Here is a 23,437-nt window from a genome sequence, read left to right as displayed (position 1 = left end):
GCAGCGCGGCGGGGTTCCCCCGCTTCAAGTTGCGGGAGAGAAGGGACGGTTCGCGCTTCCGGGACTGCGAGCACGTCCACGCCACCTGTTCGGTGCTGGCCAACCGCCGTGAGGGGATGCTGGATCTGCGCGTCACCCAGCCTGCCCCACAGAAGCCGGGTCTTGCTCCGCCTCGCCCTGGGAGGGCATGTCCGGCGCCGTGGTGTTCAGTGACGGCCGGATCGTCGGCATCGTCTCGCGCCATCACCTCAGCGACGGGCCCGGCCGGCTTGGTGCTTCCCGGGTGGACCGTTGGGCCGAGATGCTGTCAGCGGATCAACGGGGGCAGTTGGAGGAACTCCTGGGGTGCCGGCTGACGCTCGACGGCCTGGAGGACGTACGTGCACGGGTGCGGCGGGCGTCGCCGCACGCGCCGGATGGTCAGCTGGACCGCTACCTGGCGGCGGCTGAGCGCTACGCCGGAACGCATCCCTACGACGACGTGTCGCTCGGTCGCACGCCGCCGCTCGCCGACGTCTACCTCCGCCGGTGTGTCAGGAGGCGTCTGATCGAGAACCCGAAAGAGAGCGAGGGAAGCGAGGGAGCAGGGAGCAGAGGCAGCCGGGAGAGGCTCTCCGCGCGGCTGTTTGAAGAGGTCTCTGCCGAAGAGGTGTTCACCAGCGATGAACCGTGCGTCGTGATGGCCGGAGCCGGTGGGGGCAAGACGAGTCTGTTGCGCCGCTGTCTCGCCTTGGGCATCGAGGCCAGTCGGCGCGGTAACGCCGATGATGTCAGTGTCCCTGTGCTCGTTCCCGCGGCGTCGCTGGCCGGTCGGCCGCTCGCGGAGGCTCTCGCGGCGGCCGTGACCGCGGAGTTGGCGCCCTTCGGACTCCTGGAGACGCTCTCCAGGAGCATGATGTGCGCTGGCTCGCCCAGGGGTGGTTCCGCTACCTCGGCGTGCCGGATCCGCAGCGGGCGACCGACCGCTTCCTGGGCGTCCTGGAGCGGGCGAACCTGGCGGAAATGGCCGGCAGTCCGCTGATGGCCACCATGTTGTGCCGCCTCTACGCGGCGGGGCCGGACGGGGCGTTGCCGGGCAGCCGGGCGCGGTCTACCGCAGCTACATCGAGCTGCTCGACAGCGGTCGCAACCCCGCTGGTCTCGTGCGCGTCCGGGCCCAGAGCCGCGCCGCCCTCCAAGGGCGCGGCGCCCACGCCCTGGCAGCTGTCGAACACACCTTGGATCACCTGCCCACTCTGATCGCCCACGTGGCGGACGTACTGCACGGCGACAACCGCCTGTCCGCGATCGAGGTCCTGGAGACGCTGCCCGCAGCGGAGGCCGGTGCCGGCCGATTGGAGTTCTGGCACCAGACGTTGCTCGGCTTCCTGGCCGCACAACACGCCATGGCCGCCGCCCACTCGCTGGGGCGTGCACTCAAGCGTGTCTTCGAACCCGAAGACCGCCGCGAGACCACGCCGTGGCGCATTGAGTACAGACGTATCCGCATCCCGAGCGAGTACCTCTCCTACATCGCCTTCCTCCTGGACGCCGCTTCGGAGACCGGCGATCAAGAGGCCATGGAGCAGATCGGCGGGCGCTTGTGCCGTCTGGTCGAGGCCTACGAAGGCTCGCTGCACGCCTGCCAGTTCATCGTCCAACTCGTACGGTTCGGTGCCGTGGTGCCTCAGCAGGTCGTCACCGCCGTCGCGGACAGGGCTCTTCGGCTGCTCAGGTTCCGTCCCTCCCGCTTCTCTTTCGAGGAGCGTCATGAGGAGGGTGACGAGTTCATCGGCGTCGTGCTCGGCGTGGGGCATCGCGACGCCATCGGATCTGCGCGGATCTCGCGACCAACGCGCCGCCGACCTGTGCGCGGACCTCGGCTCGGAGCCCACGCTCAGCGCGACTCATCGCACCTGGATGGCCATCCTCCTGGTCTCGCTCGGAGACCCGCGCGGAGCCGACCAGTACGCCCTGCTCGCCGCGGACGCCCGGCTCGACCTCGCGCGCCGCCGACGGCTCATCAAGACGCTGGGCCGACTCCCGTTCGCCCGCGCGGCCGACTTGTGTGCCGAACTGGCCACGGACAGCTCACACACCGGACAGGTGCGGGTTGCCGCCGACGCCCTGCTGTCCCGATGCCCGGACGCACGCGCCGTCGCACTGGCCACGGCGATCATCACCGACGCCACGCTGAGGGACGGGCACCGCGCCGCGGCGGCCCGTGCGCTGGCGTACCGGTCGACCCGGCAAGGAACCGCGCTCTGCGCTGAACTGGCGTCGGACGAGAGCCTCGACCCTCATGCCCGTGACGAGCTGAGGCGGCTGCTCGCCGAACTCCAGAGCGCCCGCGTCGCGTCGTAGGGAGCCCGAGCGCTCTAGGGACTGTCCGATGGGTCCCCAGACGGGACAATGCGTGACTCATGAGGCTCCCGAGGCGGGCGAACTCTCAGATGTGCGGTGGGCACGGCTGCGGCCCCGCCTACCGAAGCGCGGGGGCCGTTCGTGACACCCGCAGTTCCGTGAGATACCGCTTGGTGACCCGGCCTCCGTACCGCCCGTCGATCAGCCCGGCGATGCATCCCAGCAGTCCCTCCCTGGCCTCCGGCGGCAGCGCACGGTGGCCGGAGTAGGTCCGCAGCACCTCCAGGTACTGCGCCGTGGTGTACGTCAGGTCCCACTCGTAGCGCCGGCGGACGACAGGGCCGAACCGGCCGCTGCGTGCGACCTCGTCCGCGTGATCCGAGGTGTCGACGTCTGCTGCGGCAGGAGGCCGCAGTCCCGCAGGCGTGGCCGGATCGAAACGCTCGTAGCAGTCTTGGACCTCGACGAAGAACTCCTCGCTGCCACCCGCCACATGCTGCGTGGCGACCACGGCGAGGGCGCCACCGGGCCGCAGCGCGTCGGCGGCCTTCGTCATCCGCACCGCCGGATCGATCCAGTGGAACGCCGTCGCCGAGACGACCGCGTCGAACGGCTCCTCCGGCAGGGGCCAGGTCTCGAAATCCGCGGTCACGATCTCCACCGTCGCGAACCCGGCCAGATTGCGCCGGGCGACCGCGGCCATGTCCGCGCCCAGCTCGACGGCGGTGATCCGGCAGCCGCGCTCGGCGAGCGGCAAGGTCGCCTTGCCGGTGCCCGCCCCTACCTCAAGGACACGACAGCCGGGGCCGGTGCCGGCCACCTCGGCGAGGTCGGCGAACAGCTCGGGCGGATACCCCGGCCGGGCCCGGTCGTACAGCTCCGCGTCCTCGTCGAAGGTCTGGCCCAGGTGCACACGGCGCTCTTCGTCAGGCGTGTCGTCGCGCATGTCAGCACACTAGTAGGGCTTCGTCAGGTCTTTCCGTGGGTGCGTGCTCTCACGTGGCGCATTTTGGACCAACCGGCTCTGACCAGGCCGCACGCGTGTCTACTCTCCAGTAGTGATCATGGATGAGTGATCGCGGCGCACAGTCGGAGCACGGAGGGCACACTCGCGTGAGCGATGCAGCACGGACACCCCTGACGGCATATCAGCGGGACATTTGGGTCGGGGCCCGGCGTTCGCCGCGCTCGCCGCAGTTCAACTGCGTGTTGCACGAGCGCCTTGAGGGGCGCGTCGATCGTGAGGCCCTGATCGCGAGTACAGAGCGTGCCTTACGCGGCCACGACGCGTTCCGGCTGAGTTTCGACGAGCGCGACGGGGTGCCGTTTCAGCGGGCGGACCAGGATCCCGGCTGGGTGCGCGTGCGGGACTTCTCCGGCGTGGCCGATCCGGCGGGGGAGTGCGCCGCGTGGATGGAGCGTTCGCTGGAGCGCCCCCTGGGCGTGGAGGGCCCGCTGGTGGAGGCCACGCTCTTGGTGGAGGCCTCCACCCCGGCGGCCGCCGTGGTGCACCTGCACGTCAAGGCGCACCATCTCGTCACCGACGGCTGGACGGTCAACCAGCTCAGCCGTCAGATCCTCGCGGACTACGGGCGGCGGGCGCACGGAGGCGGCGAAGGGCACGTGGGGGCGACTCAGTCTTCGTACCTGGGCTGGGCACGAGCGGAAGAGGCGCGCTACCGGGGCGGCGCGGATCACGGGCGGGACGCCGCCTTTCACCGCGAGGTGCTGGACGGGGTGATGCCCGCGCTGTTCACTCGGACCCCGGCCGCCTTGGCCGGCGAAAGGCGCCGTGTGCGCCGGTCCTTCATGGTCGAGGCAGCCCTGGTCGAGCGCATGCGGGACGCTGGTTTCTCGCCGTTCGCGTACGTCACCGCCATGCTGGGGCTCTATCTCTCGCGTGTGCACCGCGACGGGGAGGCCGTCATCGGTGTCCCGTTCCTGAACCGGCCGGACGCGCACCACCGGGACATCGCCGGGCAGTTCGCCAACACGCTTCCCCTGCGTGTCCCGTCGGACGGCGGACACTCGGTGCGAGACCGGGTGACCGCCGTGCAGGACTCGGTGCGCGCACTGCGCCCCCACTCGCGCCTCGCGCTCGGTGACATCCTGCGCGGACTTCCCGCCCCGGCCGCGGCCTCCGGCCCCCGGAAGCTCTTCGACGTCACGCTGTCCTATCTGCGCTACGCCCGCCCGGCACCCCTGCCCGGTCTGCTGCGGCACACGGCGATGCTGGCCCCGGGGCACGACGCGGATGCCCTGGCCGTGTCGGTGCAGGACTTCGACGATGTCCCCGGCCTGCGGGTGGATCTGGACGGCGCGGGCGACGTCTTCGACGGCGATTTCCCGCTGGAGGCGGCCGCCGGGCACCTGCAGACCCTCGTGCGGAACGGACTGGAGGCCCTGGACGGTCCGGTCGCGGCGGTGGAGATGCTGTCGCCCGCCGAGCGCGACGACCTCGTTCGCGTACGAGGCCGCGGGCCGCGGGTGGCCTTCGACGAACAGGCCACGCTGCACGGGTTGTTCGAGGCGCAGGCCGCCCGCCGGGGCGAACAGATCGCCGTGACCGGCGCGTCGGGGCAGACAGTGACGTACGCCGAGCTCAACGCGCGAGCAAACCGGCTCGCACGCGGTCTGCGCGCCAAAGGCGTGGGGCCCGATGACCGGGTCGCTGTGGTGATGGAGCGCAGCCCGGAGCTGTTCGTGGCGCTCCTCGGCGTGTTGAAGGCCGGAGGGGCGTACGTTCCGGTGGATCCGCGCCACCCGGCCGAGCGCGTGCGGTTCCTGCTGAGCGACAGCGGCGCGAAGGCCGTCGTCGTGGACGGCGGGACGTCGGTTGCCGGTGCCCCCGACGACTCACGGGTGTGCAGTGTCGAGGACCTGCTGCAGGGGAGCGGCGCCGCGCTCGCGCCGGTGGCCGGTTCGCGTGACCTCGCGTACGTCATCTACACCTCCGGCTCGACCGGGCGGCCCAAGGGGGTGATGGTCGAGCATCGCAGTGTCGTCAACCGGCTGGCGTGGATGCAGCGGTGCTACCCGCTCGCCACCGGGGACGTGCTGCTGCAGAAGACTCCCATCTCCTTCGACGTGTCGGTCTGGGAGCTGTTCTGGTGGGCGATCGAGGGCGCGTCCGTGGCGCTGCTGCCGCCCGGCGGCGAGCAGGACCCGCGGGAGATCCTGCGGACGGTCCGGCAACAGCGGGTGAGCAAGGTGCACTTCGTGCCCTCGATGCTCGGTCCGTTCCTGGACCTGCTGGAGGAATCCCCGCACCTGGTCGACGGCTTGGGCTCGCTGCGGCACGTCTTCTGCAGCGGCGAGGCGCTGCCGGCCGCGCGCGTCCGACAGTTCCACCGTGTCTTCGGCGGCGAGGCGGCCGTACGCCTGGTGAACCTGTACGGCCCCACCGAGGCGACCGTCGACGTCTCGCACCACGCCTGCCCGGCCGATCCCGGTCGGCCCGTCACACGGGTGCCGATCGGGCGGCCGATCGACAACACCCAGTTGTACGTGGTGGACAGTGCGGGCCGTCCGCAACCGGTGGGCGCGCCGGGCGAATTGTGCGTCGGCGGCGTCGGGGTGGCCCGTGGGTATCTGGGCCGCGCCGAGCTGACCGCCGAGAAGTTCACCGACGACCCCTTCACCCCGGGCGGGCGGCTCTACCGCACCGGCGACCTCGCGCGCTTGCTGGCCGACGGCAACGTGGAGTACCTCGGGCGCATCGACGCCCAAGTGAAGATCCGCGGCAATCGGGTGGAGCCGGGCGAGGTCGCCGGCGCCCTCGCCGGGATCGACGCTGTGGGTGACGCGCTGGTCGTGGACCACACGACACCCGAGCGGGGCACCCACCTCATCGGCTACTACACCGCCCCCACCGCCATCCCGGCCACCACTCTGCGGCAGCACCTCGCCGGAACGCTGCCCGCCTACATGATTCCCGCCCAGTTCGTGCGGATCGACCGGATCCCGCTGACTCCCAACGGCAAGGCCGACCGTCGCGCCCTGCCCGCCCCCGACACCGCTGAAGACGAGCCGCCCGAGCGGGCCGGAGAGCTGCCGCGCGATGCCACGGAGGCGACCCTGGCGGAGATCTGGGCGCGCGTGCTCGGCCGGGAGCGCGTCGGCGTCCACGACGACTACTTCGCCCTCGGCGGCGATTCCATCCTGATGCTGAAGGTCCGAGCCCAGGCCGAGAAGGCGGGCCTGAGGTTCTCCCTCACCGACCTGTTCCAGCACCCGACGGTGGCCGAGCTCGCCGCCCGCGCGGAGCACCACGAGGGCGGCGACGGTGAGCCGGAGCCCGCGCCGTTCGCGCTCGTACAGGAAGAGGACCGGGCGCGCCTGGCGTCCGCCGTCGACGCCTTCCCGCTGACCCGGCTCCAGCTCGGCCTGATCTACCACAGCCGCGAACACGAGAGGACGGCCCGGTACAAGGACGTCTTCCAGTACACCCTCGAACTGCCGTGGAATGAGGAGGCCTTCGGCGAGGCATACGAGCGCCTCCTCACCCGGCATCCGGTGCTGCGCTCCTCCGTCGACCTGTCCACGTACACCGAACCCCTGCAGATCATCCACCCGGACCTGCCCGGCGGCCCGGACATCGCGGACCTGCGCGCGCTCAGTGCCCAGGACGCCGAGACGGAGATACGGCGACACGTCGAATCCCGCCGCCGCCACCCCTACCCACTCGATGGCAGCCCCCTGTATCTGCTGCGCGTTCACGTCCGCCCGACCGGCGTCGAACTCGTCCTGAGCTTCCACCACGCGCTGCTGGACGGCGGCAGCGTCGCCAACCTCCTTCAGGAACTGCTCCAGGACTACGCACACGAGATCGGCCTGGACACCGACCCGGTTCCTGCCGTGACCGCGCCCTCGCCCGCCGCCTATGTGCGCGCCGAACAGCGCGCCCTGGCGGATGACGAGTCGCGGCGCCACTTCCAGGAGCGACTGGCGGGCTGCGAGCCCCCGGTCATCCAGGCCCTCGGGCCGCACCAGCCTCCCCGCGACCGCACCGCGGGCCTCCACGGTGACCCGGCGGTCCACCGCGCCGACGTGCCCGAGGCGCTCCACACACGCCTGCGGACTCTCGCTGCCGAACACGCCCTGCCCGTCAAGTCCGTGCTCTTCGCGGCGCACTGCCTCACCCTCGCCGCCCTGTCCGGTACCCACGACGTGACCACCGGACTGCTCACCCACGGCCGGGTGGAGCGGGCCCACGCCGAACGCACCGCGGGGCTCTTCCTCAACACCGTCCCCCTGCGCCTGGACACCGCCCGCGCCAGCTGGCTTGAGGTGGCGCGCGAGGCCCTCGGCCAAGAGAGGGAGAGCCACCCTCACCGCCGCCACCCGCTGAGCGCCATCGAGGAAGAGCGGGGCGGGCCGGTGCTCAACAGTGCCTTCAACTACGTGCACTTCCACCAACTCGCCGACGTGACGCGCATCCCCGGGCTTGCGCTGCGCGCCATCCGCACCTGGGAGGAGACGAACTTCCCCCTGCTGGTGAACGCGGTCACCGAACCCGACGGCGCGCGCATGTGGCTGCGGATCGACGCCGACGGCACCACGGTCGGCTCGGAACAGGCCGAGCTGTACGCGGCTCACTTCCTGAAGATCCTCGCCCGCATGGTCGACGATGTGCACGGCGAGCCGGACTTCACCCACCTCGCACCTCCATCCGCTCGGGCCGCCAAGCAGCTCACCGCCGGTGCCACCGCGCACGCCACCGTCGTGGACCGCTTCGCCGCCCAGGCGGCCCGCGTCCCCGAGGCCATCGCCCTGACGATGGGCCGGGAGCGGTGGAGCTACGCCCGCCTGGACCGGGAAGCCGGCCTGGTGGCCGGACACCTGCGCGCTCTCGGCATGCCGGCGCAGGCCCGCGTCGCCATCGCGATGGACCGCTCACCCCACACCATCGCCGTCCTCCTGGGAGTGCTGCGGGCAGGCGGCGCCGTCGTACCTCTCGACACCGGCTACCCCGCCCAGCGGCTCGCCGCGATGCTCGATCAGACCCGGCCCTTCCGCGTCATCGCCACCGCCCCGCACGCCCATCTCGCCCCGGGCCCGACCCTGCTGCCCGCCGAGCAACTCACCGCCCCGCACCCGGAGTCGGGCGCCGCGAACCCGCGGTCGGGCGCCGCCGCATCCTGGAGGGCCGACCCCGAGCACACCGCGTACGTCCTGTTCACCTCCGGCTCCACCGGAACGCCCAAGGGGGTGGCGATGCCGCACCGCTCCCTGGCCAACCTGGTGGCCTGGCAACTGAACGTACCCAGCGGCGCGGCCGGCGGCACGACCCTGCAGTACGCGCCGATGAGCTTCGACGTCTCCTTCCAGGAGATCTTCTCCACTCTGTGCGGCGGCGGCACCCTGCACCTGGTCGGCGAGGCCGAACGGCACGACATGCCCGCACTGTTGCGCCAGATCGACCGCGGGAGCGTCGAGCGAGTCTTCCTGCCGTACGTCGCGCTGCAGCACCTCGCCGAGACGTCCGACGCCCTGGGCATCGTCCCGCGCGCGCTGCGCGTCCTGATCTCGTCGGGCGAGCAACTGCGCGTCACACCAGAGATCCGCCGACTGTGCGCCGCCCTGCCGGGCGCCCTCTTGGAAAACCAGTACGGGCCGACCGAGACCCACGTGGCCACCGCCTTCACCATGAGCGGCGATCCCGCGGCCTTCCCCGTGCTGCCGCCGATCGGTGGCCCCATCGACGGAGCCGAGGCGCATGTCCTTGACGACCGGCTGCGCCCGGTGCCCGTGGGGGCACTCGGGGAGATCCACCTCGGGGGCGCTTGTCTGGCCGAGGGCTATGAGGGCCGACCCGACCTGACCAAGGAGCGGTTCATCCCCGACCCCTTCACCCGGGAGGCCTCCGTCCAGGAGCCGTCCGCCCAGGAGCCCGTCGGCACGGCGAGCCCACGCCTGTACCGGACCGGCGACCTCGGCCTGGTCCTGCCCGACGGGAACATCGTCTGTGCCGGACGCACCGACGACCAGGTCAAAATACGCGGCTTCCGCGTCGAGCCCGCCGAAGTGGAACTGGCCATCGACGAAGCCGCCGGAGACGACCACAACCTGCGGCAGGTCGCGGTGGTCGCCAGGCGCCACGAGAGCGGCGACTGCTTCCTGGCGGCGTTCCTGGTCTGCGACACCGAACGGGTGGACCTGGATGCCTTACGCAGCCGGCTACGGGCCGTGCTGCCCGACCACATGGTGCCCACCCATCTGCACCGCCTGCCCCGACTGCCCCTGACACCCAGCGGCAAGCGGGATGACGCAGCCCTGCGTCGCATACCCCTCACCCCGCCCGCAGCCACCCGGACCGCCCCACGCGACATCCGCGAGCAAGAGCTCACGGAACTCCTCGCCGACCTGCTCGGACTGCCCGCCGTCGGCGTGCACGACAGCCTCTTCGAAATGGGCGGCACCTCACTGACCGCGATGCGACTCGTCGTCAAGATCGAGCAGCGCTACCGGGTGAACATTCCCCTGGCCACCCTCGTGGCCGAACCGACCGCGGCCGCGCTCGCCGCCCGGCTGCGCTCCCGCCCGGCAACCACACCCTTCGACCCGTTGGTGCCGATCCGGGAGATCGATGGAGCCGGGGAAGCCCGGGAAGCCGGAAAGACCTGTGCCCGCCCGCCGCTGTTCGTCGTGCACCCCATGGGCGGAAACGTGCTCTGCTACCTGCCCTTCGCCCGGCACCTGTCCGACGACCAGCCCCTCTACGCGCTGCAGGCAGCCGGCATCGAGGCCGGCACCACCCCCGTGAACAGCGTGAAGGAAATGGCCCGCGGCTACATCAGTGCGTTGCGCGCCGTGCGGCCCCACGGGCCGTACCACGTCGCCGGCTGGTCCTTCGGAGGATTCGTCGCGTACGAGATGGCCCGCCAACTGCAGGAAGCGGGGGAGGAGATCAGCCAGATCCTCCTCCTGGACACCACGGCCCTGCGGCGCGGCCCACGCCCCCGTCACGACGACGACGCGCTGCTCCACTGGTTCTTCTGGGAACTGCTCTGGCTGGAGCGCGGCAGTGACTGCCCGCAGCCCGAGTTCCCGCCCCACCTCACCACGCTCACCCAGAAGCTCGCATTCATCGCCGGTGCCGCGAGTGACGCGGGCGTCCTGCCCGCCGGCAGCTCCCGGGCCACCGTGCGCCGCCTCTTCGACCTCTACCGCGCCAACTGGCAGGCGGCACTCGACTACCGCCCCCGCGGCCTGCGCTGCGACCTCACCCTGATCCGCGCCACGGAGCCGCTGCCCCCGGTCCTCGCCGCCATGCACCGCACCGCCGGCAGCCGCCACCAGGACCGCGCCAACGGATGGGGCGGACTCACCGACGGCCTGCTCCGCGTCATCGACGTACCCGGAGACCACTTGACGATCATGGAGGAACCCCACGTGAAACATCTGGCGCAGACCGTCACCGAGCTGCTCACGGGCCGCTTCACCCCCGAGGCGGGCTGAACGATGTCTACAAGCCGCCCCGTCAAGGCCATGGTCATCGGTGCCGGCATCGGCGGTCTCGCCACCGCCGCCACGCTGCGCCGCGTCGGCATCGACGTCGAGGTCTACGAACAGGCCGCGCACCTGCGAGCCGCGGGATCCGGGCTCTCCGTCATGAGCAACGCGATCACCGCCCTCGACACGCTCGACATCGACCTCGGCCTGGAAAAGCGCGGCCGGATCGTCGAGTCGTTCAGCGTCTTCGACCACCGCGGCCGCCTGCTGCGCGCCCTGCCGTTCACCGACGCGTGCCAGGCCGTGGGCACCCCTAGCGTGTGCGTCAGCCGCACCGCCCTGCACGAGGCACTCCTCGAACAGGCCGCCGACTGCCCCCTGCACCTGGGCAAGGCCGCGACCGAGCTCACGAGCGACCACACGGGCGTCACCGTCCACTTCGCCGACGGACACACCGCCCGCGCAGACATCGTCATCGGCGCCGACGGCTTCCACTCCGCCGTACGCCGCCACCTCGCCGGATCCGAACCCTCCCGGGACAGCGGCTACCTGTGCTGGCTGGGCATCGTGCCCTTCGAACACCCGGCCTTCACCCCCGGCAGCGTGCGCCACTACTGGGGCAGCGGCCAGCGCTTCGGCCTGATCGACATCGGCCACGGCCACGCCTACTGGTGGGGCACGAAAAACAAACCCACCACCGTCTCCCCGGACCGGTACGCCGCCAAGCACGTCATCGAACGGGCCTACGCCGACTGGGCCGCCGAGATCCGCGAGGTCATCGACGCCACCCCACAGGAAGACATCATCACCATCCCCTCCCACGACCGCGCCTTCCGCGAACGCTGGGGCGAGGGGCCCGTCACCCTGCTCGGCGACGCGGCCCATCCCATGCTCACCACCCTCGGCCAAGGCGCGGCCATGGCGATCGAGGACGCCGTCGTCCTCGCCCACACCCTCGCCGAGCCCCATGCCGCCGACGACCTGCCCCGCGCCCTGCGCACGTACGAAGGCCGGCGACGCGAACGCACCCGCACCATGGTCAGCGCGTCCCGCAGGATGAGCGACCTCGAACAGGCCGCCACCCCCGCGCGCCGCCTGGCCCGCGACACCTACGTCCGGCTCGCCCCACGCCACGTCCTGCGACGCGACGCCACCCAGGCCCTCACCTTCCCCCCACTCCCCAGCCAGGCCCCCCGCCTCGAGCGTGAGCTGAGCCCCCTGGAGCGCTGGTACTGGATCGCGGACCAGACCTCACCCCTCAACGGCATCGCCCGCGTCCGCGTCCACGGCGTCCTCCCCATCGACCTGCTGCGCCAGGCACTGGACGCCCTGCAGGCCCGCCACCCCCTCCTGCGCGTCGCGATCACCGGTGACGACGATCAGCGACCCGCGTTCCGCCCGATCGAGGACCGGCCCATCCCCCTGCGCCACGTCACGCTCCCACCCTCAGCGGAGCACAGCGACAGCCACTGGGAACACGAGGTCAACGAGCACGAACTCAACGAGAGCATCGACTGGCGCACCGGCCCCCTGCTGCGCGCCGCCGTCATCACCCACCAGGGAAACGAACCCCAGAACGACACCCACGACCTGCTCCTGACCGGATCACACTGCGTCGCCGACGGCATGACGGCCTTGTCCCTGCTGCGCCAATGGATCGAATGCGCCGGACACTTGAGCACCGGCGAACACCCGCCCGCGACCTCGTACCGTGCCCTGCCGGCGGCCGAGGACCTGCTGCCACGCCGCCACCGCGGCCTCCAGGCAGCCACCGCGCTCGGTGCCCAGTTGCTGCGCGAACAGCAGGCGATACGCCGCCACCGCCCCCAGCGCGTCACGCCTCAGCGCACCCTCCCCTTCACCCGGCGCCGCACCCGCATGCTGCACCGCGCCCTGACCTCCGAGCAGGTCGAGCTCCTGCGCGCAGCCTGCAGACGCCACGGCACCACGGTGCACGGAGCCCTGGCCGCCGCCATGGTCGCAGCCGTCGCCGAGGACGCCGGCACGCCGTCCTCGGCCCATTTCGCGATCGGGTCCCCGGTCGACTTCCGCGGAGCGCTCGCCCGCACCGTCACCTACGACGAGGCCGGCACCTACGCCGCCACCCTGCCCACGTACGTCCCCTATGAGCCCGGCACCACACTCTGGCCGATGGCCCGCGTCATCAGCGAGGACCTGGCCCGCCGCACCAGGCGCGAGGAGCACCTGTCCACCGTCAACCTGCTGCGCTGGGCGGGCCCCAAATCCCCCTCCACGAGCGGCTCGTTCATGGAGTACATGGAAACCAAGGGTCCCCTCAACCTGTGCCTGTCCAACCTCGGCCGCCACGACTTCCCCGACCGCGTCGGCCCCTGGCACCTCACCGACGCCCAACTCGTCGCCGGCATCTCCGTGACGGGAGCCCTCATCGCCACGGCCAACACCAGCCACGGCCAACTCGCCTGGAACTTCAGCTACATCGACGGTTCCCTGTCTCCGTCGCGCGCACAGAACGTCGCCAACACCTCCGTGCAGACCCTCCTGGCAGCCATCACCGCCCCGTAAGAACACCGACTCACCCAAGGAAGACAGAACATGACCACCAGTCGATCCGCTCGGCAGCATGAGGCAGGCCGCCGCGCCGTCGTGATCACAGGAGCCTCCTCCGGCCTTGGCGAACACTGCGCCCTGCACCTCGAACGACACGGCTTCCGCGTCTTCGCCGGTGTACGCAGGACCGAGGACGGACAACGACTGCGCGAGCAGGCCACCTCGTCCCGCCTCCAGCCCGTCATCCTCGACGTCACCGACGAGAACTCCATCCGCGACGCCGCGACCACGGTCGCCGAGGAGGCGGGCGCCCAGGGGATATGGGCCGTCGTGAACAACGCGGGCACCTGCGTATCGGCACCCTTGGAATGCGTGCCACCGGACCAACTGCGCCAGCAGCTCGACACCAACGTCGTGGGCCCCCTCGCGGTCACCCAGGCGTTCCTGCCCCACCTGCGCCGCACCCGCGGGCGGATCGTGAACGTCACCTCTGGCCTTGGCAGCATCGCGAGCCCGTATCTCGGCGCCTACGCGACGGGCCAGTTCGCCAAGGAAGGCATGACCGACGCCCTGCGCCGCGAAGTGCGTCCCCACGGCGTCACGGTCTGCCTCATCCAGCCGGGCGCCATCAACACACCGATCTGGAACAAGGTACGAGAAACCGGCAACGAGGTCTTCGACCACGTCCCCCGCCCGCTGGCCGACCTGTACCGCCCCACCTTCGAACGGTTCCTGCAGGCGAACGAGGCCCGCGCGCAGGCCAGCCGCACGCGCCCGGAAGACTTCGCCCGCGGCGTCCACCACGCCCTCACCGCCGCCCGCCCCAAGACCCGCTACCGCATCGGCACCGACGCACAGGCGGCCGCGGCCCTCTCCCGCCTCCTGCCGGACAGGGCCCTGGACCGGTGCCTCAGCGCGCTCACGAAGCGCTGAGCCGAAGCGCCGAACGGGGCGCCCCGATCGTCCGACGGGGCCCTGACACCCCTTCGATACCCCTGCCCCCTACATCTCGAAGTCGAGCCGGCCGAGCAGGCCGACGGTCAGGGCGAAGTAGTCGGCGTGGACGAGGCGCCGGGCGGCGGGCACCGGCTGGCCGTTTGCGGTGACCGTGTCGGTGGCCGTGTCCGCGTCGGTGCGGTACAGCTCGTACTCCTGCACGAGCAGGCGGTACAGGGTCAGCAACTGCCCGCTCGGCGCCGTGATGCCGCCGCTCCAGACGAAGCCGCCGCCCTCGGCCGCGCAGGACAGTTCCACCGGGGCCCCGGCCTGCTTCCAGTCCATGTCGTCCTCGCCCAGGCTCGCCCGGGTCTGCAGGGTCACCACGACCCTGCGGCTCGCGGCGGCCGCCACCGCGCCGGTGCCGCTGATCTCGCCGAGTTCGTTGTACGTCGCCGGGCCGGTCAGGCGGATGCCGAGGCGGTCGCCCTCGCGGCGGCCGGTGAGCGTGCGCGGCGGGAGCACCTGGGCGAACTCCGCGCGCTCCACCTTCGACAGGTGCAGCGGGTCGACCGCGTACGGCTGGTAGCGGGCCAGGGCGAGCCGCAGGTACGGGAAGTACGCCGCGTCCCCGGCGCCCGCGCCGAAGTCCACGTCGATGTCGACGTACCAGAGCCGCCGCTCGGGGTGGTACTGCGGAGTGAAGGCCACCGCGTCGGCGAGGACCGGCGCGCTGTCCGGTGATTCGGCCAGGCGCAGCCCGGTCGGCCGGTTCTCCGCGTTCGGGAAGTGCGCGGCCGACGGCTTCGGCAGGGGCGGGGTCGCGGCCCAGACGGGGTCCACGCCCCAGCGGGTGGCGAGGATCTCCGGCACGCCCGTGCCCGGATCCAGGACGACGGCGAGCATCTCGTCGTCGCCGGAGGAGAACCACGGACGGTTCACATAGACCCGCAGGCCCGCCGACGCGCGGCGCTGGGTGACGGTGCGCCGCTGATGGTCGACGGTCCGCTCGCGGCGGAACGTCGGCACGACGTACGCCACCACCGGCGGCTCCGGCCGGCGCGAACTGGGCACCGCCAACGGGGCGCTCGCCGGGCCGACACGGATGACGTTGGTCCGGTCCTGCGTGATGCTCGGGTGGAAGTACTCGCGGAAGCGGGTGACGGCCGTCGGCGTGTAGCGGACGTTGCGGTGCCGGGTGTCGCCGAACTCGTGCGTGCGGTGGACCGACGTCTCGTCCTCGGTGTACGCGAGGGTGATGTCCTCCAGGTGCGTGTGGCCGTCGACGCGGCTGGGCGCGGGCTGAGTGACGTCGTCCAGCCACTCGCTCCAGTGCCCGTCCAGCTCGACGTGGCCGCTGCTCTCGGAGTGGCTGCTCAGCCGCCCCGTCAGCAAGGCCGCGGTCTGCTCGGCGTCGCGGCCGGCGGCGAGCTCGCCGAGCTCCGGCGGCCGCACGGGCTTCTCCACCGCGTGCACCAGGGTGAGCTCGACCCAGGGGGTGAGCATCCAGTTCTCGCCGTCGGCGCTGGCCCGGGTCACGAAGACCCGGTCCCGCTCGGGCAGTTCGGCCCAGAACCGGGAGCCGGTCAGCACACCCCACTGGCGCAGCAGCGGCAGGTTCTCCGGGTCGAGGTAGCAGCTCAGCCTGACGGTGGCGATCTCGCCCTTGGGCAGGAACACCTCGAGGACCCGCTCGATCAGGCCGTCCCGGAAGCGCGGCTCGTCCGTGCCCTCCCTGATGCGCAGCTTGAACGGCTTGGCCTGCGGCCACGGACCGGGGAACGGAATCTTGCGGTTCTCCCGGTCGCCGGGCAGGCCGCGCAGCATGACGCCCTCGGCGAGCACATCCGGGAGATACGGCAGGATCAACTGGTCCGCGTCGTGCACCACGAACTCGCCCTGCGCCAGCGGGAAGCCGCGCCGGGGCAGGGGCAGCTCGGTGAGCGGCACCGGGTCGTGCACGTCGTGCTTGGCGATGTGGATGGTGTCCTCGCGCAGCAGATCGTGCTCCCGGAACGGCCACTCGGGATCGCGCACCTTGGTGTCCAGGAACGACCCGGCCTCGCGGGAGGCGACGGCGAAGTACTCCGCGCGCAGCCGCTCGGGCTTGTCCGCGCCGAAGGCGGCGTCGAACACGCCGTGTTCCTCGGCCATCTGCAGGGCCGTCTTCGGCGGCGCGAGATGGCGCTCCGCGATGGGCTTGTACCGCCGGTCCAGATGGTCCACCGGCGAGTCCGCCTCGTGGTCGGGCACGTCCGAGCGCCGCAGGGCGTACTCGTCGGTGGAGATCTCCCGGCCGTCGTCGGTCACCGTGCTGCGGATGACGAGCCGTTCGGTGGACTCGCCCTCGTTGAACGGCAGGAGCGGGACGACCACCGGCTGCGGGACGGGCTCCCAGCGGCCGTACGTGATCGGTTCCGACTGCACGGCCTCCGGGGTGCTCGCCGTGTGCTCCAGGCTGTTGCCCGCGAGGTCGACGATCCTGGCCCGCATGCGGTACGTCCGGCCGAAGCGCAGCGCGGGCAGGGAGCCCGGCTCGGCGGTGAACTTGGTGTCCAGCGGCACGTCCGGCGAGACGGGCGGATCGGGCTCCTCCGGCGTGTCGTCCAGGCCGATGGTCCGCCCCGGCCGGGGCGCGGCGAGGCTCCAGCCGTGCCAGCCGAACACGGCCTGGTGGCCGTAGAGCTGCTGCTGGTCGGCCGCGTCCGTGGTCACGGTGCTGGCCCGCACCATGCCCTCGTCCGGGCGGACCTGGATCTCTACGGGCTGCCCGCCCGGCCTGCGGATCGTGTAGCGGCCCCGGCGGCGCAGCAGCGACCGCCACTGCGTCACCCGGCCGGTGGCCGGATCGACGACGCCGATGTCCACGCGGTAGCCGCGCACCAGGTCCTCGGCGGTCAGGTCGACGTCCGTGGCCGAGACCGTGCGGCCGACGTCGGCGCCGATCCGCCCGGCCAGGTGCTTGTCGCGGTCGGTGTGCAGCAGCGTGATCCCGGCGCCCCGGGCGGCCGGGGTGCCGGTGCCGGTCACCAGCTCGGCGACCGAGCCCTGGCCGGCCGGTACGTCACGGTCGCTCTGGGTGTCGATGGAGCGGGCGTAGTCGATGTGCTTGAGGGCGGCGCCGTCCACGTCGAGTTCGGTGAGGTGCCAGGACTCGGGGGCGCCGAGGTTCAGCACCCGGCCGGAGAGGTGGACCTCGCCGGGTCCGGTGGCGGCCTCGAAGACGCTGCCCCGGGTGAACCGGATCTTCGTCCAGGGGCGCCTGGCCGGGGCGTTGAGTTCCGCGTCGCCGGTGACGCGGTCGTCGAGGTGCACCCGGACCCTGGCACCGTCGGTCACTCCGGCGGGCATCGTGAACTTCAGGTCGACGACGAGGCCGAAGCGGCGCTGCAGCTCCGGATAGTCGCCGAGGAGGCCGCACGCCTCGTGGAAGTCGACCCGGTGCGCCGGTTCTTCGGCGAGCCCGGCGGGTTCCTCGCCGCGTTCGTAGAACCGCGCCGCCTCCGCGAGCGGCAGCATCCGCTTGTTCTCCGCGCGGTTGTACACGTCGCTGGTGCGGTCCATGTAGCGGGGCGTGTGCTCGGGGACCGCGGCGGCGTCCGGGGCGTCGCCGTGCGGTTCGAGGGCGCTCTCCACCGCCGCGAACCCGCTGTGCACATTGCTGCCGAGGGCCAGCACCTCGAACGAGATGATGTCGGTCATCCGGAACAGCGCGGGCATTTCCCAGCCGCGGTGGTCGGTGGGCGGCTCCTCGCAGAGCATCCGCTCCTCGCGCGCCGCCTCCGTGTTCAGCCTGCTCCGGGTGGTGTACACCGCGACGGCCTCGTACACCCCGGTCACCTCGTCGTGCACCAGCTTGCCCGGGTACGACCGCAGGGTGCGGCGCTCCGCCGCGGCGAGCGCGGCCGGGTCCTCGGGCCGCCGGACATAGGTGTCCCTCGTGAACAGGGCCTTCCACAGCGCCGAGTTGTGTGCGGGATGGCGGCCGGTCGGCTGCCACTGCTTGACGAACGTGTCCGCCGGGGTGTCGAACTCCAGCCACAGGGCGGGCAGCAGAGTTGTCGTGAGCTTGTCCGGCCAGTCGACGAAGTAGGTGGAGCCGCCGAGGGTGTCGATGCCGGTCAGGGTGGGGCTGACGAGGACGGACACGCGCACCGTGTCGCCCTCGACGACGCCGTCGGGGAGCACTGTCCACCGGATGCTGTCCATGGATCAGTCCACCTCCGCGAAGGCCGTGCAGTAGTCGAAGACGGGGTCGATGCGGGCGCCGGTCACCGGATCGTCGTACGGCGACATGAGGTCGGTGAACGACGGCGGGGCGATCTCCGGGGCGGCCGCCGCACCCGCGAACGCCAGGCTCGCGCCGCTCCCGGCGAACTTCTTCTCGCAGCGGATCGTCACCGACTTCTCGAAGAAACCGATCTCGATGCTGATGGTGAGCCTGGCCCGGCCGACCGCGTAGCCGTCGACGTACCCCAGCTCCAGATAGAGCTCGATGGACGCCGAGACGATGCCGAGGACGTCGACCTCACCGCGTGCCCGCAGATAGCCGACCAGGGTGACCTTGTTGCGTGAGGAGCCGGGGCCGCCGGTCAGTTCGAGCCGGAAGTAGATCCCGGCCATCACGGACAGGCTGCCGCTGGCCACGCCGAAGTTCATGGACACGGCGGCCCCGAACTCCAGGGCGGCGTCCAGGACGGCGACCTCCTTGGGGGTCACCACGATCCCGAAGTAGCCGCCGCCGCCCAGCATCGACACGGTCAGCCGGAACGGCGCCTCGCGCCGGCAGAAGGCGAATCCGGCCTGCAGCGGGGTGTCCCCGATGAACGGGACCGAGAACCCGGCGTTCAGCGAGAGGTTCTCCAGGCTGAACACGCCGACGGCCGCGTTGGGAAGCTGCATCGAGTAGTTGGCGTGGATTCCGGAACTGTCGACGGTGAGCGCGGGCGGATCGCTGAAGCCGTCGAGCGGGATGATGTTGCGCAGGGTCTGGATGAACGCCAGGTTCCCCACGAAGTCGACGCCGCCGAACTTCACCTCGACGTCGGGCTTCTGCCCGGCGCGCATGCTGAACTTGATCCGGTCGAAGCGCAGCACGAGCGCCTCGAAGCCGGGGACCATGCGCAGCTCGAACTTGTCCAGGGTGCAGGTGACGTCCGCGGCCTGGGGGACGTCCGGGCGCAGTGACCCGCGCAGGTCGGTGACCAGCGTCAGCTTGCCGATCGGCCAGAACACGGCGTCTTCGGGGCGTTGCGGTTCCGGCTTGCCCGGTGCCCACGCCTTGATGTCGGGCTGCCACTGCAGCCGCGAGTTGACGACGTCGGGCAACTTCGCGCCGAGCGCGGCGAGTTCGACCGCCTTCTTCAGCGCGAGTGCTTGACCGACGCCGTGCTCCCAGGTGGCGGCCAGTTCGGCGACGCGGGTGAGCAACTGCCGTACGCCGTCGTCCACCGCGGCCGGCAGGGCGAGGCGCAGCGCGGCGAGCGCGTCGGAGAACGCGGTGAAGGCGTTCTCCACGTCCCGGATGGGGACGGGGTCCGGTGCCTGTTCCAGGCGGCTGGTGATGAACTTGACGACCAGGTCCGCGAAGGCGGTCGCGGTGTCGGTCACGCGGGTGACCTTGTCGGCGATCTGCGGGAACTGCTGCTGAGCCGAGAAGAGCAGATCGCGCAGGCCGCGGAGGTCGTTCAGGAAGCCCGTGACCGCGTTGACCGTCGCCGTGAAGAAGTTCGGGGCCTTGAGGTTGTCCAGGCCGATCTCCTTGAGGATCTCGGTGAGCGGGAACATCCCGAACAGCTTCGCCCCCGACAACTGCCCGAAGTAGTCAAGGGGGTTGAACTTGCCCTGGGCGAGCTTGGTCCATTTGTCGTCGGCTACGGCGTCACCCGAGGCGGCTGCCCGGGCGGCGAGGAGGTCGGCGGGGGGCGCGGCGACCGGCCCGGTGAGCCGGGAGAGTCCGGCGACCGGGAAGTTGGGCTGGGCGAGCGCTCCGGCCGTCTGGCTGCCGCTGCTGAAGGTCAGGTCGACGGGCTGGACCAGCTCGATGAACACCTGCCCCTTGTTGGCCTCCCCGAATGCGTTGTTCACGTACGGCTCGGGGTAGAGCACCGACTGCGTCCGGTCGCCGCCGGGGCCGGTGCCGAAGCGGCTCAGCGCCGGGACCACGGCCCGCGCCCAGCGCAGGGTCGGCAGGAACCGCGGGTGGTCGTCGGGGTCCAGGGCCAGGATGTCCGGTGTGGTGAGGGCGCCCCAGACGAGTTGTCCCGTGCACAGGGTGGTGTCGTCGGGCTTCAGGCTCGGCGCGTAGGCGAGGGACTGCCCGCGCAGGTCGGCGACGACCCGCCGGGCGTTGAGGTCCTCGGGGTCCGGCGGTTCGGGTGTCGCGTCGGAGATCAGCCCGCGGTAGTGCTCGACGATCTTCACGAGGTCGGTCGGGATCTCGTGCACCCGCTTGCCCACGAAGGCCATGGGCGTACGGAACTCGAGAATGCGCCCGTCGAGGTCGACCATGCTGACCTGGAACGCGAACGGGTTCTCCTCGGGCGTCACGGGAAAGAAGGCGAACTTGAAGTTGGGGTCGCCGCCGATGTCGGAGAGCCCCGGAATCGGCTGCGGCGGGAGCAGATCCGGAGTGACCAGCGTGAGCAGCCGGACGCTGCGGAAGGGGAACAGCCGGCGCAGCCGCTTCTGGTCGGCGATGTCGTCCTGTGATCCGTAGCGCCGCACCGGCTCGCGGACCATCACGAAGAACCGCTGGTTGAGATAGGCGGCGTTGTCCGGACGCTGGGGGTCGAACTTGCGCTCGGTGACCTTGACCAGGTCGGCGAGGTGCCCGAAGGGGAAGAGGCGCCCCCGGTACATGACGCGTACGTAGTGGTCGCGCCCCATGGAGGCGCGGTGCCGCCACTGGGTGACGTCGAAGCCCTCGGGCGGCTTCTCCCACACACCCAGGGAGTCGAGCCACCCGCCGAGGGACGAGAGCACCAGGTTGTCGACCTTCAGCGGGGCTGGCGTGAAGGCGCCGGGCAGGTTGGTGTTGGAGCTCAGATGCACGACGGAGGACCGGTCGCCGGGGTTCAGAGCCATCGTGAAGGGGTCCCCGACCGGATCCAGCGGGCGCGGCACGGCCGGGTCGAAACCGGGGTCGCGCGTCCATACGGCGCGGGCGCCGCCCGCGGGCATCCGGGTGTGCCAGAGCTCGATCCGGCCGTCGGGGTCGGGGAGTTCGGTGGCGTGCGTCCAGGAGGCGGTCTGGGGCGGGGAGAGGAGCAGGCGGTAGGGGAGTTCGATGCCGGTACGGGGGTTCGCGGGGTCGGCGAGGGGGTTCTCGGGGCCGGGGCCCGCGCCGGCGGACGTGGCCTCGGGGGCGGGCTGGGCGGGCGCGGTGTACAGGCCTGCGGCCAGGGGGCCGTCCGGCCCGTGGCGCGCGGTGAGTTCGGCCGTCGTGCGGGCCAGGCGCAGCGCCTCGAAGACGTGGGCGGGCTCGCCGGTCATGGCCTGGCGGAGCCCCGCCGCCGTGGCCGGTTCGCGCGCGGCGTCCACGACGCGCAGGGGAAGCGTCCGCATGGCGGTGAGCAGTCCGGAGTCGGTGTACGTGATGACGTCATCGGCGCCGACGGCGAAGACGAGGACGCTGCGGCCGCCGATGCGGGAGGCGACGGGGGGTGGCTTGTGGGGCTCACTGTCGCCCACTGCCGCGGTCGCCGCTGTCGCCGCCGTTGTCGTGTCCGGGATGCCGGGGCTCACCTCGAAGAAGGCCCGTTCGGCGACGTGCTGCGGGCCGAACGTGACGATGACGTAGGCGGGTTGGGCGGGGTCCTTGCGGACGAGCCGCCGGGCGCCGAGGAGGGGCCGGTCCAGGCGGAGCCCTTGGAAGAGGAAGTGCAGGTCGAGCAGGTCGGTGGCCCGCAGGAGGCGGTACGGCTGGGGTGGTGGTGGCACGGTCATGCGATTCCCCCGTGGGACGTGGAGGCGGGACGTCGGGCGGGCCGGGCCCCACGTGAACCGTGTGTCGGGCCGGCAGCGATGCAGGGTCCGAGACGGCGTGTCCCGGAGCGACGGCGGAGGCAAGGGCGTCGACGAAGCGGCGTCGATGAGGCGCCGAGTGGCGACGTGGCGAGGCGACAAGCCACGTGGCGAGGCGGCGATGGGGGGCCGGGCCGGGTGACACCTGCACTCGGCGACGCCGAGTGGCGGGCACCGGCGCGGAAATGAGGTGAGGCGAGCCATGTGAGCGGGGACCGGCCCCCTGACGGCTGGTTCCCTTGGTTCCCTCTTCTGCGGCTGATTCCCTGTGCTGCAACACGCTTTCTACAGCATGCGCGGGTCTATCGTCTCCGCCGGTTTCGGCCGATTCGCGCGAGGCGGCCGGGGCGTGAACGGGAGCGTCATGGACCCCGGCACCGGGGCATCGGACCCGGGCACCGGGGCATCAGGCGCCGGGCGCGCGTCTCGTACGAGCCGTGCCGCGCCGTCGTCGGCAACCGCTTGCCACATGCCTGCCCCCTCCCCGAGAATCCCCGACCACTCCTCGATCCCAGGCTCCCGGACAACTCTGGGCGCACGTCTACGGGGTGCACCGCATCTCACCCCATCGGGTGAACTTGTGGATTGGCCGACTTCCGATGTCGGTGTGCCCGAACTGCCGGGGTTCGACGGGGCCTTCGGGGGGCTGGATCAGGTTTTACGAGAAGGACTACTCGCTGGGGGCGGGTTGGCCCTCGGCAGGGGAGGCGGGCAGCGTACGCGTCAGCATGTTGGCTCGGCGCATGCGGCCTTCGGGGGTGAACTGGCCGAAGAAGCAGACCTCTATGGAGAGGTCCTTGCCGCGGTTCCGCACGTGCAGCGTGTACCGCGCGGCGAGCCGGTCGCCCGTCGCGTGGGCCTCGTGCACCTCCATGCGGCTCGTGGGCCGGTTCTTGCGTACGGGGCGTGTGTGCGCGACGAGTCTGTCCCTGTCGATGCGGTTGCCGTCTGCGAACTGGACGATGTCGGGTGTGTGGTAGCGGTCGACGACGAGTCCCGCGTCCTCGTCGCCGGACAGCAGGTCGTCGGTGAAGCGCGCGTAGAAGTCGGCGATGAACTGCTTCGGGTCGGTGTCCGCGAACGGGGTCATGGCACGCTCCTGACCTGCTGGCTGTGGCGTGTACGCGCGATCTCTTACACGCTGTAAGAG

The 23,437-nt window shown here is 71.4% G+C and carries 10 protein-coding genes; 5 read left to right on the top strand and 5 right to left on the bottom strand.

The window, feature by feature from the left end; genetic code table 11:
• Positions 1 to 187: 187 nt before the first annotated feature.
• Positions 188 to 1,021 carry a hypothetical protein gene (locus AC0KTA_RS00615; RefSeq protein ID WP_481053097.1) on the top strand — a complete coding sequence of 278 codons (834 nt, stop codon included), beginning with the start codon at positions 188 to 190 and terminating at the stop codon, positions 1,019 to 1,021.
• 22 nt (positions 1,022 to 1,043) lie between these two features.
• On the opposite strand, the gene AC0KTA_RS00610 is transcribed toward AC0KTA_RS00615, so the two are convergent.
• A complete protein-coding gene (locus AC0KTA_RS00610) occupies positions 1,044 to 1,796 on the bottom strand; it encodes a hypothetical protein (RefSeq protein WP_481053096.1) in 753 nt (250 codons plus the stop codon).
• A gap of 103 nt (positions 1,797 to 1,899) precedes the next feature.
• On the opposite strand from AC0KTA_RS00610, the gene AC0KTA_RS00605 reads away from it, so the two are divergent.
• Positions 1,900 to 2,343: a hypothetical protein gene (locus tag AC0KTA_RS00605; protein WP_481053095.1), complete on the top strand. Its 444-nt coding sequence runs from the start codon at positions 1,900 to 1,902 to the stop codon at positions 2,341 to 2,343.
• 118 nt (positions 2,344 to 2,461) lie between these two features.
• Here the strand turns inward: AC0KTA_RS00605 and AC0KTA_RS00600 are convergent, their stop codons facing one another.
• The gene (locus AC0KTA_RS00600) at positions 2,462 to 3,289 is read right to left on the bottom strand and encodes a class I SAM-dependent methyltransferase (protein WP_481053094.1); all 828 of its coding nucleotides are present in this window, start codon (positions 3,287 to 3,289) and stop codon (positions 2,462 to 2,464) included.
• 167 nt (positions 3,290 to 3,456) lie between these two features.
• Between AC0KTA_RS00600 and AC0KTA_RS00595 the strand changes: the two genes are divergently transcribed.
• The 3 genes from AC0KTA_RS00595 to AC0KTA_RS00585 are packed head-to-tail and all read left to right on the top strand — an operon-like array spanning position 3,457 to position 14,259.
• Positions 3,457 to 10,803 (top strand): amino acid adenylation domain-containing protein, encoded by a 7,347-nt coding sequence (locus AC0KTA_RS00595; protein WP_481053093.1) that lies wholly within the window; start codon positions 3,457 to 3,459, stop codon positions 10,801 to 10,803.
• 3 nt (positions 10,804 to 10,806) lie between these two features.
• Positions 10,807 to 13,341 (top strand): FAD-dependent monooxygenase, encoded by a 2,535-nt coding sequence (locus AC0KTA_RS00590; protein WP_481053092.1) that lies wholly within the window; start codon positions 10,807 to 10,809, stop codon positions 13,339 to 13,341.
• Between the two features lie 30 nt (positions 13,342 to 13,371).
• On the top strand, positions 13,372 to 14,259 hold the full coding sequence (locus tag AC0KTA_RS00585) for an SDR family oxidoreductase (protein ID WP_481053091.1): 888 nt from the start codon (positions 13,372 to 13,374) through the stop codon (positions 14,257 to 14,259).
• A 69-nt stretch (positions 14,260 to 14,328) separates the two neighbouring features.
• On the opposite strand, the gene AC0KTA_RS00580 is transcribed toward AC0KTA_RS00585, so the two are convergent.
• The 3 genes from AC0KTA_RS00580 to AC0KTA_RS00570 form a co-directional block, all read right to left on the bottom strand.
• Positions 14,329 to 18,471, bottom strand: a complete 4,143-nt coding sequence (locus tag AC0KTA_RS00580) for a hypothetical protein (protein ID WP_481053090.1) — start codon at positions 18,469 to 18,471, stop codon at positions 14,329 to 14,331.
• A 3-nt stretch (positions 18,472 to 18,474) separates the two neighbouring features.
• Positions 18,475 to 22,209, bottom strand: coding sequence for a hypothetical protein (locus AC0KTA_RS00575; RefSeq protein WP_481053089.1), 3,735 nt, complete (start codon positions 22,207 to 22,209; stop codon positions 18,475 to 18,477).
• A gap of 748 nt (positions 22,210 to 22,957) precedes the next feature.
• Positions 22,958 to 23,377, bottom strand: coding sequence for a nuclear transport factor 2 family protein (locus AC0KTA_RS00570; RefSeq protein WP_481053088.1), 420 nt, complete (start codon positions 23,375 to 23,377; stop codon positions 22,958 to 22,960).
• Positions 23,378 to 23,437 lie beyond the last annotated feature (60 nt).

The sequence above is a fragment of the Streptomyces sp. Y309 genome (assembly GCF_056712025.1).
This window is presented reverse-complemented; position numbering and strand designations above follow the sequence as displayed.

Bases quoted from the DNA above. Each gene is read 5' to 3' on its own strand.
- AC0KTA_RS00575 (WP_481053089.1), bottom strand. From the start codon at position 22,209: ATGACCGTGCCACCACCACCCCAGCCGTACCGCCTCCTGCGGGCCACC.
- AC0KTA_RS00615 (WP_481053097.1), top strand. From the start codon at position 188: ATGTCCGGCGCCGTGGTGTTCAGTGACGGCCGGATCGTCGGCATCGTC.
- AC0KTA_RS00590 (WP_481053092.1), top strand. From the start codon at position 10,807: ATGTCTACAAGCCGCCCCGTCAAGGCCATGGTCATCGGTGCCGGCATC.
- AC0KTA_RS00570 (WP_481053088.1), bottom strand. From the start codon at position 23,377: ATGACCCCGTTCGCGGACACCGACCCGAAGCAGTTCATCGCCGACTTC.
- AC0KTA_RS00580 (WP_481053090.1), bottom strand. From the start codon at position 18,471: ATGGACAGCATCCGGTGGACAGTGCTCCCCGACGGCGTCGTCGAGGGC.
- AC0KTA_RS00600 (WP_481053094.1), bottom strand. From the start codon at position 3,289: ATGCGCGACGACACGCCTGACGAAGAGCGCCGTGTGCACCTGGGCCAG.
- AC0KTA_RS00605 (WP_481053095.1), top strand. From the start codon at position 1,900: ATGGCCATCCTCCTGGTCTCGCTCGGAGACCCGCGCGGAGCCGACCAG.
- AC0KTA_RS00585 (WP_481053091.1), top strand. From the start codon at position 13,372: ATGACCACCAGTCGATCCGCTCGGCAGCATGAGGCAGGCCGCCGCGCC.
- AC0KTA_RS00610 (WP_481053096.1), bottom strand. From the start codon at position 1,796: ATGCCCCACGCCGAGCACGACGCCGATGAACTCGTCACCCTCCTCATG.